Source organism: Borrelia recurrentis A1, assembly GCF_000019705.1.
GTDB lineage: Bacteria > Spirochaetota > Spirochaetia > Borreliales > Borreliaceae > Borrelia > Borrelia duttonii.
The window spans coordinates 110,484-125,379 of the sequence record NC_011244.1; the positions used below are offsets into that span (position 1 = coordinate 110,484).

Annotated in this window: 15 protein-coding genes; 3 read left to right on the plus strand and 12 right to left on the minus strand. The window is 27.9% G+C overall.

Annotated elements, in window-relative coordinates:
* Positions 1–26: 26 nt before the first annotated feature.
* Positions 27–1,412, plus strand: coding sequence for an asparagine--tRNA ligase (gene asnS / locus BRE_RS00545; protein WP_012538660.1), 1,386 nt, complete (start codon positions 27–29; stop codon positions 1,410–1,412).
* Positions 1,413–1,439: 27 nt separating this feature from the next.
* On the plus strand, positions 1,440–1,988 hold the full coding sequence (locus tag BRE_RS00550) for a hypothetical protein (protein WP_012538661.1): 549 nt from the start codon (positions 1,440–1,442) through the stop codon (positions 1,986–1,988).
* A 2-nt stretch (positions 1,989–1,990) separates the two neighbouring features.
* Here the strand turns inward: BRE_RS00550 and BRE_RS00555 are convergent, their stop codons facing one another.
* From BRE_RS00555 to BRE_RS00585, 7 genes are all read right to left on the minus strand, one after another.
* Positions 1,991–2,581: a phosphoribosyltransferase gene (locus BRE_RS00555; protein ID WP_012538662.1), complete on the minus strand. Its 591-nt coding sequence runs from the start codon at positions 2,579–2,581 to the stop codon at positions 1,991–1,993.
* Positions 2,582–2,930: 349 nt separating this feature from the next.
* On the minus strand, positions 2,931–4,373 hold the full coding sequence (locus BRE_RS00560) for a trypsin-like peptidase domain-containing protein (RefSeq protein WP_041178076.1): 1,443 nt from the start codon (positions 4,371–4,373) through the stop codon (positions 2,931–2,933).
* Between the two features lie 55 nt (positions 4,374–4,428).
* Entirely contained in the window at positions 4,429–5,181 is a 753-nt protein-coding gene (gene map / locus BRE_RS00565) for a type I methionyl aminopeptidase (protein WP_012538664.1), read from the minus strand.
* Between the two features lie 4 nt (positions 5,182–5,185).
* Complete coding sequence (locus BRE_RS00570; protein ID WP_012538665.1) at positions 5,186–6,835, minus strand: tetratricopeptide repeat protein; 1,650 nt, start codon at positions 6,833–6,835, stop codon at positions 5,186–5,188.
* The gene (gene nusB / locus BRE_RS00575; RefSeq protein ID WP_041178077.1) at positions 6,822–7,256 is read right to left on the minus strand and encodes a transcription antitermination factor NusB; all 435 of its coding nucleotides are present in this window, start codon (positions 7,254–7,256) and stop codon (positions 6,822–6,824) included. Before nusB ends, BRE_RS00570 begins: the two co-directional genes overlap by 14 nt.
* A 24-nt stretch (positions 7,257–7,280) precedes the next feature.
* Entirely contained in the window at positions 7,281–8,291 is a 1,011-nt protein-coding gene (locus tag BRE_RS00580; RefSeq protein WP_012538667.1) for a peptidylprolyl isomerase, read from the minus strand.
* Between the two features lie 90 nt (positions 8,292–8,381).
* Positions 8,382–9,575 (minus strand): thiolase family protein, encoded by a 1,194-nt coding sequence (locus tag BRE_RS00585; RefSeq protein WP_012538668.1) that lies wholly within the window; start codon positions 9,573–9,575, stop codon positions 8,382–8,384.
* A 190-nt stretch (positions 9,576–9,765) separates the two neighbouring features.
* On the opposite strand from BRE_RS00585, the gene BRE_RS00590 reads away from it, so the two are divergent.
* Entirely contained in the window at positions 9,766–11,121 is a 1,356-nt protein-coding gene (locus BRE_RS00590) for a hypothetical protein (protein ID WP_012538669.1), read from the plus strand.
* 40 nt (positions 11,122–11,161) lie between these two features.
* Here BRE_RS00590 and dnaB read toward each other — a convergent pair whose 3' ends face one another.
* Genes dnaB through rpsF form a run of 5 tightly spaced genes read right to left on the minus strand, consistent with a single transcriptional unit; the run spans position 11,162 to position 14,242 of the window.
* On the minus strand, positions 11,162–12,556 hold the full coding sequence (gene dnaB / locus BRE_RS00595; RefSeq protein ID WP_012537882.1) for a replicative DNA helicase: 1,395 nt from the start codon (positions 12,554–12,556) through the stop codon (positions 11,162–11,164).
* Positions 12,557–12,574: 18 nt separating this feature from the next.
* Positions 12,575–13,069, minus strand: a complete 495-nt coding sequence (gene rplI, locus BRE_RS00600) for a 50S ribosomal protein L9 (RefSeq protein WP_012538670.1) — start codon at positions 13,067–13,069, stop codon at positions 12,575–12,577.
* A 13-nt stretch (positions 13,070–13,082) separates the two neighbouring features.
* The gene (rpsR, locus tag BRE_RS00605; RefSeq protein ID WP_012537884.1) at positions 13,083–13,373 is read right to left on the minus strand and encodes a 30S ribosomal protein S18; all 291 of its coding nucleotides are present in this window, start codon (positions 13,371–13,373) and stop codon (positions 13,083–13,085) included.
* A gap of 12 nt (positions 13,374–13,385) precedes the next feature.
* Complete coding sequence (gene ssb, locus BRE_RS00610; protein ID WP_012537885.1) at positions 13,386–13,826, minus strand: single-stranded DNA-binding protein; 441 nt, start codon at positions 13,824–13,826, stop codon at positions 13,386–13,388.
* Between the two features lie 11 nt (positions 13,827–13,837).
* Positions 13,838–14,242: a 30S ribosomal protein S6 gene (gene rpsF, locus BRE_RS00615; protein ID WP_012538671.1), complete on the minus strand. Its 405-nt coding sequence runs from the start codon at positions 14,240–14,242 to the stop codon at positions 13,838–13,840.
* Positions 14,243–14,896 lie beyond the last annotated feature (654 nt).

Sequence of the window (14,896 nt, forward strand, 5' to 3'; positions counted from 1 at the left end):
ACATCAAGTTAGAGAAAGAGGAATATATGCACAAAAGTATCAAAGAAATATTAAACAACCCTATAACAAATAATACAATCACAGTCAAAGGATGGATTAGAACAAAACGAAGCAATGGTAAAATTTCATTTTTAGAAATTAATGACGGCTCAAATATTAAAGGAATTCAAGCTGTTATTGATGAAAACAATCCTCAATTTGAAAAAAAAGAATTTAAAAAGCTCACAACAGGTGCAAGCATATCCTTAACAGGAATCTTAATTTTAAGCCCTGCAAAAGGACAAACTTATGAAATTAAAACAACAAATTTTTATATAATTGGCGAATCAGATCAAAAAACATATCCTTTACAAAAAAAAAGACATTCTTTTGAATTCTTAAGAGAAATCCCTCATCTAAGAATACGCACTAATACATTTGGTGCTGTTGCCAGAATTAAAAACCAAATTTCTTATAAAATTCATGAATATTTTCAAAAAAACGGATTTTTTTATATTCATACACCCATTATTACATCAAACGATGGTGAAGGAGTAGGTGAAATATTTCGTGTATCTACCCTAAACCTTAATAATATTGAAAACAAAAAAGAAATTGATTTTAAAGATGATTTTTTTGGCAAACAAGCATTTCTTACAGTAACTGGACAATTGCATGGAGAAGCTTATGCAATGGCTTTATCAAAAATATATACATTTGGTCCTACCTTTAGAGCAGAAAATTCAAATACAACACGCCATGCCTCAGAATTCTGGATGATTGAACCTGAAATGGCATTTTTTACGCTTGAAGATAACATAAATTTAGCAGAAGATTTTTTAAAATACGTCCTAAGCGAAACTTTAAATCACTGTCATGAAGATATGGAATTTTTTGATAACTTCATTGAAAAGGGAGTAATAAAAAAGATTGAAGATGTAATAAATTCTAAATTTGAAGTTATTACCTATACTCAAGCAATTAAAAAACTCGAAAATGCAAAAAAAACATTTGAAATAAAACCTTATTGGGGCATGGATTTACAAACAGAACATGAAAGGTATTTAACAGAAGAAATTATTAAAAAACCTACTACAGTTATTGACTATCCAAAAGAATTTAAAGCATTTTACATGAAAATGAATCAAGACAATAAAACTGTAAAAGGAATGGATATTTTAGTTCCACGAATTGGAGAAATCATTGGGGGCAGTGAAAGAGAAGATAATCTAGATAAATTGAATAATAGAATAAAAGAGCTAAACTTAGAAACAGAGACTCTTAATTGGTATTTAGATTTAAGGAGATTCGGTTCAACTCCGCATTCTGGATTTGGACTTGGACTTGAAAGACTACTGCAATATACAACAGGAATGCCTAATATTAGAGATGTTATACCATTTCCAAGAACTCCAAAAACTCTTCATTTCTAATAAAGAGTTTTCGAAAGGAGAAAAACATTGCAAATCAAAATTTTGTATAAAATAGTATTAATGTCACCAGTACTAATCTTATTTGCAAATGAAAAATTAAAAGACGATTTCAAAATATTTTCAAATATAGAAAAAGAAATCACAAATAAAACCAATAAATCAAAACCTAAAATAAATAAATCCAACAAAATAAATTATCCACACAAAAAAATTAATTATCATCATGAAATTAGAAGAAAAAAAAATACAGATTTTAAATCTTATAATAAGGAACATATAAATAACCACACAAATGGTACTGTAAAAATAAAAAAATCAAAAAAAATATATTATCCACAAGATAAAATTAATATACAAGAACCAAATTTAGAAAAAAATGTATGGTATAATATCAAAGTCTATCCAACCAATATAAAGGATAGGTTTAAAAAAATTAAATTACTAAATAATATAAATACAAAAATAAAAAAAGATTTTGCTTTAATTGGACCTATTCTAGAAGATAATTTAGGAGAAATAACAAAAGCATTAAACATAAGAGGATATAACGAATTAGAATATATTAAGCTTGAATAGAATTAAAGTTTTTTTGATAAAAACTTTAAAATATCCAATAATTCATCATCTAAATTAACAAAATTTAATTTATATTCATCTTCTGACAATCCAATTAACTCATGATTACTGTAATGTATCCAAGTAGTTAATTCATCCTCATCTGAATACTTATTAACATAATAATCAGGTTCATAATCAATATGTCCACGTTCTTTATAATCATAAACAGCTATCCTCACATTCTGACTATCTATCCCTCTCTTTAAAACTTCTTCTCGCAAATGAATAATTGTACGACCAGTATCAAATATATCATCAACAAATAAAACATTATCACCTACTCTTAAATATTTTGGATCATAAGTCCATCCATCTATCATTATTTTTTTCTGCTTATTTGAAACATCATATGATCTTGCAACAACAGCAGCATAAAGAAGGGGCTTTTCTGGCTTAATAAATTTAAAGAACTCACTAATAATATTTCCAAGATAAGCTCCACCTCTCAAAGACACATACATAATGTCAGGAATAAACCCATCTTTATAAATTTTATAAGCAAGTTTAAGACCATTTATTCTTACATCTTCATAAGAAACGAATTTTTTCATTTATATAACACCTCAAAACACATAAAATTAAGACTTGTTTCAAAAAAATCAATTATCTCTTCAATTTAACTCATAATTTATATATTTACTACTCCCTCAATGATAAAAAACAATTTATAACTTGAACTACATTTAAGAAAACTTATAAAAATAAACAGTATTATTCATACTAATATATTTAAATACAAATCTCTATCCCAACATTATCTCTTTACATTGATAAATTAAACATAAAACTTATTCACTCAAGTAAAAAAATCAATAATACAAAATAGAATTACCAAATTTAATGCCTAAAGGCTTAAAGAATTAACATCTTGAAGCCTTATACAAAAAATAAAATGTATTATCAAATAGACACTTTTAAAGTTTGTCCATTTCTTAAAATACTATAATTATTTTTTCCATGCTTAATAGCATCATAAAAATCTCTTAAAGTTTTAACATTTTTTGAATTAACAATCATAATAATATCTCCTGTTGCAATTTGAGGATTATTACCCAAAGTTGAATCAATACTATCAACAACAACTCCATTAATCCAATTTCTCAAACCAAGTTGCACCCTAACCTCTTTAGTTAAAGGATAAACAGTAAAGCCTGGCATCAATTTTAAATCTAAAGTATTGCCCTTTTCCTTATCGATATTAGTAGGCATAACACCAAGTTCTACCTCAAAAGTTTTCGTCTCTTGTCCTCTTAAAACCTCAACTTTAATTTTTTCCTTAGCATAAAAATCATTAATGTATTGCTTAACATCAAAGAAAAGATTCATTGCAACACCATCTATCTTGCTAATCACATCACCAGCTCTAAATCCTGCTTTCAAAGCTGGAGAACCATCATAAACACCTGCAACAATTGCTAATGAAACAGACTCATCTTCATAACCTAAACTTTTAAGAAATTCTACATCTTTAGACCTCAAACGATGAAATGCAACGCCCATCCAAGATGATTCACTTTTTTGTCCACTCATTAATGCATCAAAAACACTCTTAGCATTATTAATAGGAATAGCAAAACCAAGTCCAATATTTCCTCCAGAAGGAGATGAAATCCACGAATTGATACCAATAACTTCTCCTTTAGTATTAACAAGAGGTCCTCCAGAATTACCACGATTAATAGCCGCATCTGTTTGAATAAATAAATTTCTAGCTTTTAAATTAGGATTAAAAGAACGATGAAGACCACTAATAATACCTGCTGTAACTGAAAAACTAAAGTGATAAGGACTTCCAACAGCTATAACCCAATCTCCCACTTCAAGTCTGTCGCTATCACCAAGTTCAGCTACCCCAATATCTACAACATCATCAGCCTCAAAACTAACCAATGCAATATCTTTTTTATCGTCCTTACCCACTAACTGAGCTTTATAACTTTTATTATTATAAGTTCCAACTTCAAACTCACTAGCATTTTCTAGAATATGACTATTTGTCAGAACATAAAACAAATTTGTTTTCTTAGAATCCTTTCCAATAATAACGCCAGAACCACCCCATTGTGCTTTTTTTTCAAGATTAAGACCTGGAATATCAAAGAAAAAGAATTGCATAGGATCGCGTGTTTTAATTGTTCCAGTAGCATAAATTTCCACAGTTGATGGTAAAATTTTTTTAGATACTTCTCTAAAAGAATCTTGAAGAGAGTGTACAGCATCTCCTTTCTCCTGTGCAAAAACAATAGTATTTTTTTCAGACTTCAAATAACCTATTCCAACAAAAAATCCAACAGCTAAAGCTAAAAAACTAGCAAAAAACACAGAAATAAAATTTTTATTCATTTTATACACCTCCATAATATAAAACCAAATCTTTTAAATATTTACTTAAGTATTATCAAACTTTACTTAAAATTAAAGGCAAACCATCAATAACAGCAACAGTATGTTCAAAATGAGCAGAAAAACTAAGATCAGATGCAAAGACTGTCCAACCATCACTCTTAAGAGAAACTTTATGACTTCCTAAATTTACCATAGGCTCAATTGCCAAAACCATACCTTCCCGTATTTCAATATTTTTAAAAAAAGGATCATAATAATTTGGAATACTTGGCTCTTCATGTAACGAAAAACCAACACCATGCCCCGTATATTCTCTAACAATTCCAAACTTAAATGGTTTAATATAATTTTCTATAGCCTTCGAAATATCTAAAATTCGATTACCAACCTTCATTTCATCAATTCCTTTATAAAGAGCAGCCTCTGTAATTTCTAATAAGCGACTAACTTGAGAGCTTACCTTTCCCACTTTAAAAGTTTTAGCCATATCAGAATAAAATCCATCCAAAACAACACCACAATCAATACTAATAACATCCCCATTTTTAAGCATTCTACTCCCAGGAATTCCATGTATAACTTCTTCATTTATAGAAGCACAAATAGTCCCTTTAAATCCATTATATCCTTTAAAAGCAGACTTACCTCCATTTTTAGTAATAAAATCACTAGCTATAAAATCAAGTGTTTTAGTGTTAATTCCAGGAGCAATATTTTTCTCGATTTCCAAAAAAGTTTGAGCTAAAAGTCTACCTGATGCCTTAATCTTTTCAATTTCTTCTCTAGATTTTAATCTTAATTTCAAATATTCAATTCCTCTCTTTAAATATCTTTATCATATTCATATAAAGTTTACCCTCATTAGTTTCATAAAAAGAATTAGCAATTGAAATGGCCTCTCGTCCCTTTTCAAATTCACCTAAATAAAGATAATTAATCCCTCGCTTTAAATATATTTTTGCTATATCCTCACGCTCTTTTAAATTAATGCTACTCTTATCATCAATAGCAAAAGGTAAAGTCGAAACTGCATTACTAAAATATTCTTCTGATTCCTTATAATTTTTTTGATAAAACTTTAGAACCCCAAAATTATAATATATACCATATAAATACTTGTTCGTTTGCTCACGCAAAAGTATTTTTTCTGCAACAACCAAGTCCTTTTTCAGAAACAAATAATAAAATTTATAAAAATAATACCAATCCTGTATTTCATCAACAGGATTATAAACATTAAAAAACAAATCTAAATCCTTTAAATCAGAATAAAGAAGTAAATTCCAAGCCAAAAATTGTGCAATATCACTACTATAGTTTGATCTATAAAATAAACGCCATAAAAAAGACTTTTTAGCTTCATATTTTAAATTCGAATAATTTAAAATAAAATAAAGTTTAAAGAACAAAGGATTATCTTTATATCTTTTTACAATCTCATTTGCATTAAAATAATCATTGATTTCAAAATACATACTAGCCAAATAATAATTCATCATTTCATTTCCTTTAAATTTTTCATTGGCCTTATTCAGATAAGTAATGGCACGCTTTAAATCATTTTCTTTCTTCGCAATAAATGCCAACCCAAGATATATCATCATACTATAATCAGGAAAATCTGTATAAAGTTTCAAATATTCACTCTTAGCATTATTAATATCTCCCTTCTTCAAATAAGCATCTGCTAACAAAAACATTAAACTAGGTTCACTATTATCACTAAGAAGTTTAAGATTGGCAATAGTAAAATCTAAATTATCAAGACCGTAAGAAATATAAGCAAGTTCTTTAGCAAAATCCTTATCTTCTTTTATTTTTAAGAGTATTCTCCTAGCAGCATCAAAATCTTTTTTATCTATATACAAAAGCATTGCATTAATTAAAAACGCATTATTTTGAAGATTGAATCCTATAGTCTCAAAAGCAAGAGCATCTCTTTCTTGCTCCATTTTAATTAAAAAACTCTTTATGTCTTTGACATCATAATTTAAAATCAAACTTTTAATAAAAGCCTCATCACATAAATATTTATATTCTTTATATCCCAATAAATACTGCTTAGCAACATCATAAGCTTCTAAAACAGCTCCTACTTTAAGTTTTGAATATACTTCAAGTGCTCTAAGCTTTAAATTCCCTGGCAAACTTTTAACACTCAAATCTAGAATATTTCTCATCAACACATAATGATTAATTTTATCAGAATAAAGCTTTGCTCTCTTAACAAGAGAAAGCCACTTATATTCAGTATCTGCATAATAAGAATAAAATTTAATTGCTTTCTCCGCACTATCTAAATTCCCACTTGAAATATAATCATCAATTTCTATAATAACCTCATTAAAATCCCTTTCTCCCTTTAATATATACAAAACATATGGATTTAAGCTCAAATAAACAAAAATTGATACAAAAAAGACTAAAAACAAAATAAAAAATAACCTATTTGTTTTCAAAAGAACTCTCCATATCTTTTAACAAAGCATCAAGTATACCATTGACAAACTTATCAGAATTTTTATTGCCATATTTTTTAGCAATCAAAATAGCCTCATCTATTATAACCCTTTTAGGAACATCTAAATCTTGAAACTTAAGTGAATATACACTCATTCTTAATATAGCAAGATCAACCTTATCCATACGATCCAAACGCCAATTAAGTGAAATACCACTAATTAATTTGTCAATAGACTCTAAATTATCATAAGTACCATTAACTAGAACAGAATAAAATAACTTTAAATCTCCATCTAAATCTATCCCATTTTCTTCAAAACTAAAAATATCAAAAATATTATCCTTTGCCTTACAGTTAACATCAATACTGTAAATTTTTTGAAAAGCTAAAATCCTAGCCTTATGTCTCAAATCCATAACCAATATATAAATATATCATCTTCATTTTAGACTAGAATCCAAAATTTGTATACTAGCAGACTTATTGAGTTTATCATAAATTTCTTGTTGTATTTTAGCAACAATTTGCTGTTGATGAACATTAATCATATTATTTTTAATAGCATCCTTTACAGTCATATTAACATTAGGAGATATCTTATCTTGAAGACCTAAAAATTTTTGAGAATACATTTCAGTAACTTTCACTATATGAAAACCTTCCTTTGATGATATTGGATTAGAAACATTTCCCTTTTTAAGAACAAAAACCTCTTTAATAAAGTCTGCACCAAGAACATTTTGAGCACTTTGATCACCCCTTGCCAAAAATCCAAGGTCACCATTTTTAACCTTAGAACCTTCATCATTTGAATATTTTCTCACAGCCTCTTCAAAAGTAATCTTGCTAGATTTTATTTGCTTTGCAATATCTTTTGCCTGCTCAAGAACCTCTGACCTTTTTTTATCTTTTGCCGAAAAGAAAACATGACTAATTCTCGCTATATCAGGATTCACAAATTTAGTTTTATTAGCCTCATAATATTCAATTACTTCTTTTTCACTTGGAGCTTTTATCTCTGAAAACTTGGGCTGAGCAATTTTTAGAACTAATTTTTGCGCAGCAAGAGATCTTTTCATCGAAGCTAAAAGCTCATTCCAATTTGTACCTTGACTTTCTATCATCTGCTTAATTTGTTCATCGGTAAGACTTGCAAGTCCAAACTGGGATCTAATTGTTTGCATAACTTCATCATCTGCAACTTTAATTCCCTGTTTTAAAGCTTCCTGACCAAAAAGTACATCAGCAATTAAAACCTGTAAAACTTGCTTTTTTTCAATATTACTTAAATCTCTACCTTGTGTTTTTTTCAATGTATTAACTTTAGAATCAAACTCTGTTTTAGTAATAATCTCATTACTATGCAAATTAATAATTACAACAGGAGTATTTTGAGCAAAAGAAGTTATTCCTAAAACACAAAATAACAAAAAACACAAAAAATTACCCATAAAAATTACCCTTATATCAAATTAAACTAAATCGCTTCATAAAATTTTAACAAAACATTAAACTTAAATCTAGTTTCAAAACAATATTATCTATCTATATAAAAAGGCTGCTATACCTTGACCACCCCCAATACAAAGAGAAGCAATTCCTTTTGACTTATTATTCATATTCATAAGACGTGCAAGAGTCAATAAAATCCTTGAACCACTAACTGAAAATGGATGACCCAATGCAATAGCTCCTCCATTAACATTAACAATATCATCCTTAATACCATACTTTTCACGTAAAGCTTTAAGAACACTCAAAGATTGTGCTGCAAAAGCTTCATTTGTTTCAATAAAATCAATTTCATTTGAATTTAAACTAAACTTTTCTATAATGCCCTCAATAGCAAGAAAAGCTCCAAATCCCATATGCAAAGGATTTAACCCTACACTTTTAAAACCACCAATATAAGCCAAAGGTTTTACATTCATTTTATGAACAAAATCTCCACTTGCCAATATTAAAAAACAAGCTCCATCATCTAAACTAGAAGAATTGCCAGCAGTAATAGTCCCATTTTCTTTAAAGATAGGTTTTAAAGAAGCAAGCTTTTCTAAACTTAAATTATCACGTATTTCTTCATCACTAGACACAACATTTTTAAGTTTTGTCTTTTTATCAAAAATCGATAAAGGATATATCTCATCATTAAAATACCCACTATCTCTTGCAACTTTTGCCTTCATATGAGAATTATATGCAAATTGATCTTGCATTTCTCTTGTAATTTCATACATTTCTGCTAAATTCTCTGCTGTAATACCCATCACAGTAGAACTTGGAGTATCAACTAAAGCATCTTTATATATTGAATCTTCTATTTTAAAGTCTCCAAATTTTAAACCATCAAATCTGACATTTCTTGGTAATAAATAAGGTGCATTACTCAAATCTTCTACTCCACCTGCAACAACAACCTCACTCTCACCAAGAGATATAGAATTAAATGCAAGTTCCAAAGACTTAAGCCCCGAACCACACACTTTATTTACGCTAAAAGCAGGAATAGCTTCTCCTAAACTAGCTTTCAAAGTAATCTGTCTGGCAATATTTTGACCAAGTCCCGATGAGATTACATTTCCAACAATAACTTCATCTACTTTATCAATACTATTCCTCTCAAGCAAAACCTTAACAATATCAGCAGACACATCAACAATATTCATTCCCTTTAATGTTCCGCCAAACCTAGTAATAGGAGATCTAAGGCCACCAATAATCGCTATTTTTTTCATAAATCACTCCAAACAATAACAATAACTTAACTATTAACAAGCAAACCACAATTTGACACAATATATTTAATAATTATAAATGATTTAATAAAAATTATCATTAAAAATACTGAATTATTAAATACAACTTTCATTTACTTAAAAATAAAGTGTTTAATTTACATAAAAACATGTTAGTATTAATCTATAAATGTACTTAGCAAAAGTTAGCTTTAAAACAATAATTATAATGTTAATAATCAATTCACATGCTTACAATTATTTAATGAAATATCAAAATGACGGAATTGATAAGTATCATTTTGACAAATTAAACGATGGTTTTGGATTTGCTTTAAGTGATTTCTTTGATGACCTCAGAAGTGGATCTTTAATATTCATTCATGAATCAAAACATAATTTTATAATAAATGCAGAAGCACACATGTTAACCTTTAGAGGCGACAAAGAAAGTCCCGAACAATTAAGAAAAAGAATTGATCTATTAGAGCTTGGATTTATGTATTATTTCCCAATTTTATTCAAAACAAAAACTCAATATTTTGGAAATTTTAATATTGATATTGGAATTAAAAATCTACTCTATGGAAATTGGGGTGGCTCTTTAATACAAAGAGCAGTTCACTTTGCTCTAAGACAATTAAGACCAATTCCTAAAAATTATGAACATTATCATTATAGAGGTTTCATAAGCACAGCCATAAACTACTCTTACATGGGTTTTTTTTATCTTGAAAATTATATAGATTTATCTTATTTTTTAGATTACTTTTTTAAAACAAGTATTTCAATGGATTTTAAAAATCAATTCATAGGGATTGAGACTCAACTTTTTTATCAAATTCAAAGCAAAATAAAAGATATAGAAACATATTTAAAAATACAAGAAGCAGAAACTGGTATTGGAATTCAATATAAACTTTATTCCAAAAATTTCTTTTCGATAAATAATCTTAATTTAAATAATTTCTCAAATAAAGAAAAGTTTTTTAGCGTAGGAGGATTTGGAATAATTATCACAGAAGAATATGATAATCCTATAGAAAATAACTTATATCTCCTAAATCACAATTTCTCTATAGAATATGATATTATGCTTCCATTTCAAACCAGAAATATAATATATTACAAAATAATACCTCAATTAAACTATTATTTTGCAATTTCAGCAAATTATGATATTAATGCACATGAAATAAATAGTCGTACAAATAGATTTTCATCTGGAATAACATATGAATTTTTCACAAAAAATCGGCTCATTTTGTATATAGCTTCTGGTTTATTTTTAGCTTACAATAAAGACAAAAAAGATATAAAATCCATTTACAGACCATTAAAAATAAAAGATACATTACAAACAGGACTTGAAATTGAACCCGGAGTAAATATAAATGCCTTTACATATAATAAAACAAAATACAACATAAAAATATTTACAAAAATGAATTATTCTCCTCTTGTTTATAACACAAACAATCACACGTTAGAAAAACATAAATTCATTTGCAACTATCTCGGAATCGGCATAAAAATTAATATTTAATGCCTCAAACACCTTAAACATCAAAAAAAATATAATCTATCTATAAATAATAGTCCATTTCATGTTCTTTATTAACGAATTTAACAACATGCGGCAAAAATAATATATCAACCCTACCCGTAGGACCATTTCTATGTTTAGCAACAATAACTTTAGTGTCAATAGCATTCACAATTCCATCATCATCATCAGAATTATTCTTTAAATCCTTATCTCTATGAAGTAAAATAACAATATCTGCATCTTGTTCTAATGCACCTGATTCTCTTAAACTAGCAAGACTAGGCTCACGTCCCTCAGTATCTCGTGTAAGCTGTGAAAGAGCAACAATTGGTATTTTAAGTTCTCTAGCAAGCTCTTTTAAAGCTTTACTAATTGAAGCTACCTGCTCATGCCTTGGAACATTTTTACTTTCAAGAGAAATAAGACTAATATAATCAACAAAAAGTATATCTATACCTGAAAATCTTTTAAGTTTTCTAGCCTGCGTTGCAAGCGTTAACAAACTAATATTTGCAGTATCCTCAATATAAAATTCAGAATTACTAATATCATTTACAACATCATTAATTGCCTTAATTTCATGTCCTGACAAAATACTATTTTGAATCTTAAAACCATCAATATTAGCCTGAGATGCTATTATTCTTTTAATTAAAGCATCAGAGGTCATTTCAAGTGAAAAAAATCCTACTCTTCGTTTTTTATCACCCTTTAAGGCTATACTGGAGGCAATATTTAACGCAAATGCTGTCTTTCCAACACTAGGACGAGCACCAATAATGATAAAATCACTCTCTCTAAATCCACCAATAAGACTATCTACTTTTTTAAAACCACTTGGAATGCCAAAATCAACTTCTCGTTTTTGAACACTCCTCTCATATATTTCAGCATGAACCCTTTCAGCAATTACCTTTGCATGATTAAGATTTTTATTAGAACAATCTAATTCAATTGAAAGAACTTGTCTTTGTGCTTCTTCCACAAATTGTTCAACTTTTTTTGTAGAATCATTAGCCAAATCATTTAGTTCTCTAGAAATTTTTGCAATATCTCTCCTAATACGATGTTCCTTAACAATTTTTGCATAAATATTTATAGTCTTATCAGTTGGAAGATAACCTGAGAGAAAACTTAAATAATCTTGTAAACCCGTTAAAGCTTTCAAATTATTTACAAGTTGTGACTTAGGAGTTATAGTAGAAACCTCCTCAAATACAGTTATCGGATCAATATTTTCTCTTTTCTCATAAAGAGAAATCATAGCTTTAAAAATCATTTCATGATCTTGATTATAAAAGTCATCCGGCTTTAAATATAATAAAGCCTCTTCTACTTTTCCCGGATTATAAAATATACTTGAAATAACTGCCTTTTCTGCACCTTCATTAAAAAGAAGTGTAGAGGTTGTGCTTATCGAAGTAAAAGCCACAAGCTATGCCCCTCTTCCTTAAACTTCTTTTTTAACACTTTTAGACTTTTTAAGAGAATTTTTTTTCTCTTCCCTTTTGATCTCAACCGTAATTACAGAACTAATTCCTTCATAAAGCTTAATAATAACATTATAAGTTCCAAAGGCCTTTAATGCACCATGATGCATATCTATTTTTCTTCTCTCAATCTCAAATCCAAGTTTCAAAAGTTCATCAGCAATATTTGAGCTATTAATACTATGAAATAATTTACCACTATCATTAGATTGCATTATAAACTCTAAATTCACTTTATCAAGTTTCTCTTTAAGCTCAACTGCCATTTTTCTTCTTGACTCTTGTCTTTTAAGTATTGCTCTCTTTTTTTGAGAAAAAATATCAATATTATGTTTGTTTGAAAAAACAGCAAAACCTTTTGGCAATAAATAATTTCTAGCAAAACCATCCTTTACATCAACAATATCACCTTCTTTGCCAAGATTAATAAAATCCTCTCTTAAAATAACTTTCATAACTTCTCCTTCATTATTTTTTTACAAAAGGAAGTAAAGCCATATATCTAGCCTTTTTAATTTCAAGTGCAAGACGTCTCTGATGTTTAGCAGAAGTGCCTGTAATTCTTCTAGGCAATATTTTTCCTTGTTCTGTAATAAACTTCTTAAGAAAATCAAACTCTTTATAATCAGGCACTCTATCCATATCACAAAATTTACATGTTTTTTTCTTAAAAAATCTAAAATTAGGATTCTTTTTAAAACCATCCTGATGTCCATCGGTCCTTGAATCTCTTTGATGAGAATCTATATCTTTATACATAAATTAAAACTCCTAAAAAGGTATATCTTCATTAAAACCATTATCAAAATCAATAGTTTTAAATGAATCTGGCTTCTTATAACTTTCAAAATCAACATTGTTTGTTCCCTGAGCAACAGCAGTAGATGATCCAAACATTTGAATTTCATCTACCAAAATACTGCACTTACTTTTCTTATCCCCAGTATTTTTATCTTGCCAACTCTCATACTTTAACGAACCACTAACTACAACTTGTTTACCCTTCTTAAGAAAAGCACTAAGACTTTCGGCTCTTTTAGCAAAAATGACACAATCAAAAAATTGAGCATAATCAATCCATTCATCAAGCTTTTTGATCCTTCTATTGTTAGCTAAAGCAAACTTAAGAATAGCCATACCTGAATCAGTATAAGTAAGTTCAGAATCCCTAGTAAGTCTACCAGACAATACCAAGGAATTAATGTCGGCCATCTACAACCTCCTCAATTTACCTTTAAATCAGCATCAACATTAGACTCTGATGGTTGTTCTTTTTCTTTAATATCTTTATTATCTCTATACTCTCTAAAATTTCTTCTTTTAACTTTCTTAACACTAACTTTTCTGTTAATTTTAACCAAAATCATATATCTAAGCAAATTTTTAATAAGCTTTAATTGTGCTTCAAGCTCTCTTAAATTATCACTTGCCATTTTAAATTCTATTATTTCATACCTACCACGTAACTGTTTTCTAACAGGATATTCTAGTGCTCTCTCTCCAATAGAATTTTCAACAAAATCAACTGCACCAAAAGCTACCAGCTGTTTTTTTACTTCTTCCAAAGCAGATTTATATTCAAGCTCTTCACTCCTAAATAAAAAACAACCTTCATACTTCTTTATCATTCCAACTCCTTATGGTCTTAATTGCACCATAAATTTCTCTAATTTATGGCAAAGGTTATTAACGCTATAATATATTATTTATATAAAGTATATAAAAACACTTCAATTTTTTCAATTCTTGATAAAAAACAATTGAACTTCTTTTATTATTTATTTTTAATTATTCATAAAAAATGGTTAGATACCTTCAATACTAGATAATAAAAGATCAACTTTTTTATTATAAAACAAAAATCTCTTTTTCAATGTATTCTTTTTAAAGAATTAAAATTTTAACTTACTATTACTAAAAATTACCCCACGATAGAATATCATTAAAAAAATATTCTATGAAGCTTTTGCAACATACCTACAAATTTAGCATATTTTTTAAAAAAATTCCGCATTAATAACAATGTACATGATAAGTTATAACATCATCATAATTAATTACAAATAAATAGCAATAAATACCAAGTTGATTATCTGTATAAACTTTAACTAACAACCAATCAATCTTGCAGAAATAAAATTTATTCTTTTAATAATAAAATTTAAATCATTATTTATCTTCAATATTTTTTATAATCTATATCTCTCCTTTAAATCTCAATTCCTTCAAAAAGATACTTAAATAAATCATAAAAAATAATTTACTATTTAGTAGTTATAAAT

Excerpts from the sequence above, each read along its gene's own strand:
- asnS (WP_012538660.1), top strand. The coding sequence starts at position 27 with ATGCACAAAAGTATCAAAGAAATATTAAACAACCCTATAACAAATAAT.
- BRE_RS00555 (WP_012538662.1), bottom strand. The coding sequence starts at position 2,581 with ATGAAAAAATTCGTTTCTTATGAAGATGTAAGAATAAATGGTCTTAAA.
- BRE_RS00560 (WP_041178076.1), bottom strand. The coding sequence starts at position 4,373 with ATGAATAAAAATTTTATTTCTGTGTTTTTTGCTAGTTTTTTAGCTTTA.
- nusB (WP_041178077.1), bottom strand. The coding sequence starts at position 7,256 with ATGGATTTGAGACATAAGGCTAGGATTTTAGCTTTTCAAAAAATTTAC.
- BRE_RS00580 (WP_012538667.1), bottom strand. The coding sequence starts at position 8,291 with ATGGGTAATTTTTTGTGTTTTTTGTTATTTTGTGTTTTAGGAATAACT.
- BRE_RS00585 (WP_012538668.1), bottom strand. The coding sequence starts at position 9,575 with ATGAAAAAAATAGCGATTATTGGTGGCCTTAGATCTCCTATTACTAGG.
- BRE_RS00590 (WP_012538669.1), top strand. The coding sequence starts at position 9,766 with ATGTACTTAGCAAAAGTTAGCTTTAAAACAATAATTATAATGTTAATA.
- rplI (WP_012538670.1), bottom strand. The coding sequence starts at position 13,069 with ATGAAAGTTATTTTAAGAGAGGATTTTATTAATCTTGGCAAAGAAGGT.
- rpsR (WP_012537884.1), bottom strand. The coding sequence starts at position 13,373 with ATGTATAAAGATATAGATTCTCATCAAAGAGATTCAAGGACCGATGGA.
- ssb (WP_012537885.1), bottom strand. The coding sequence starts at position 13,826 with ATGGCCGACATTAATTCCTTGGTATTGTCTGGTAGACTTACTAGGGAT.
- rpsF (WP_012538671.1), bottom strand. The coding sequence starts at position 14,242 with ATGATAAAGAAGTATGAAGGTTGTTTTTTATTTAGGAGTGAAGAGCTT.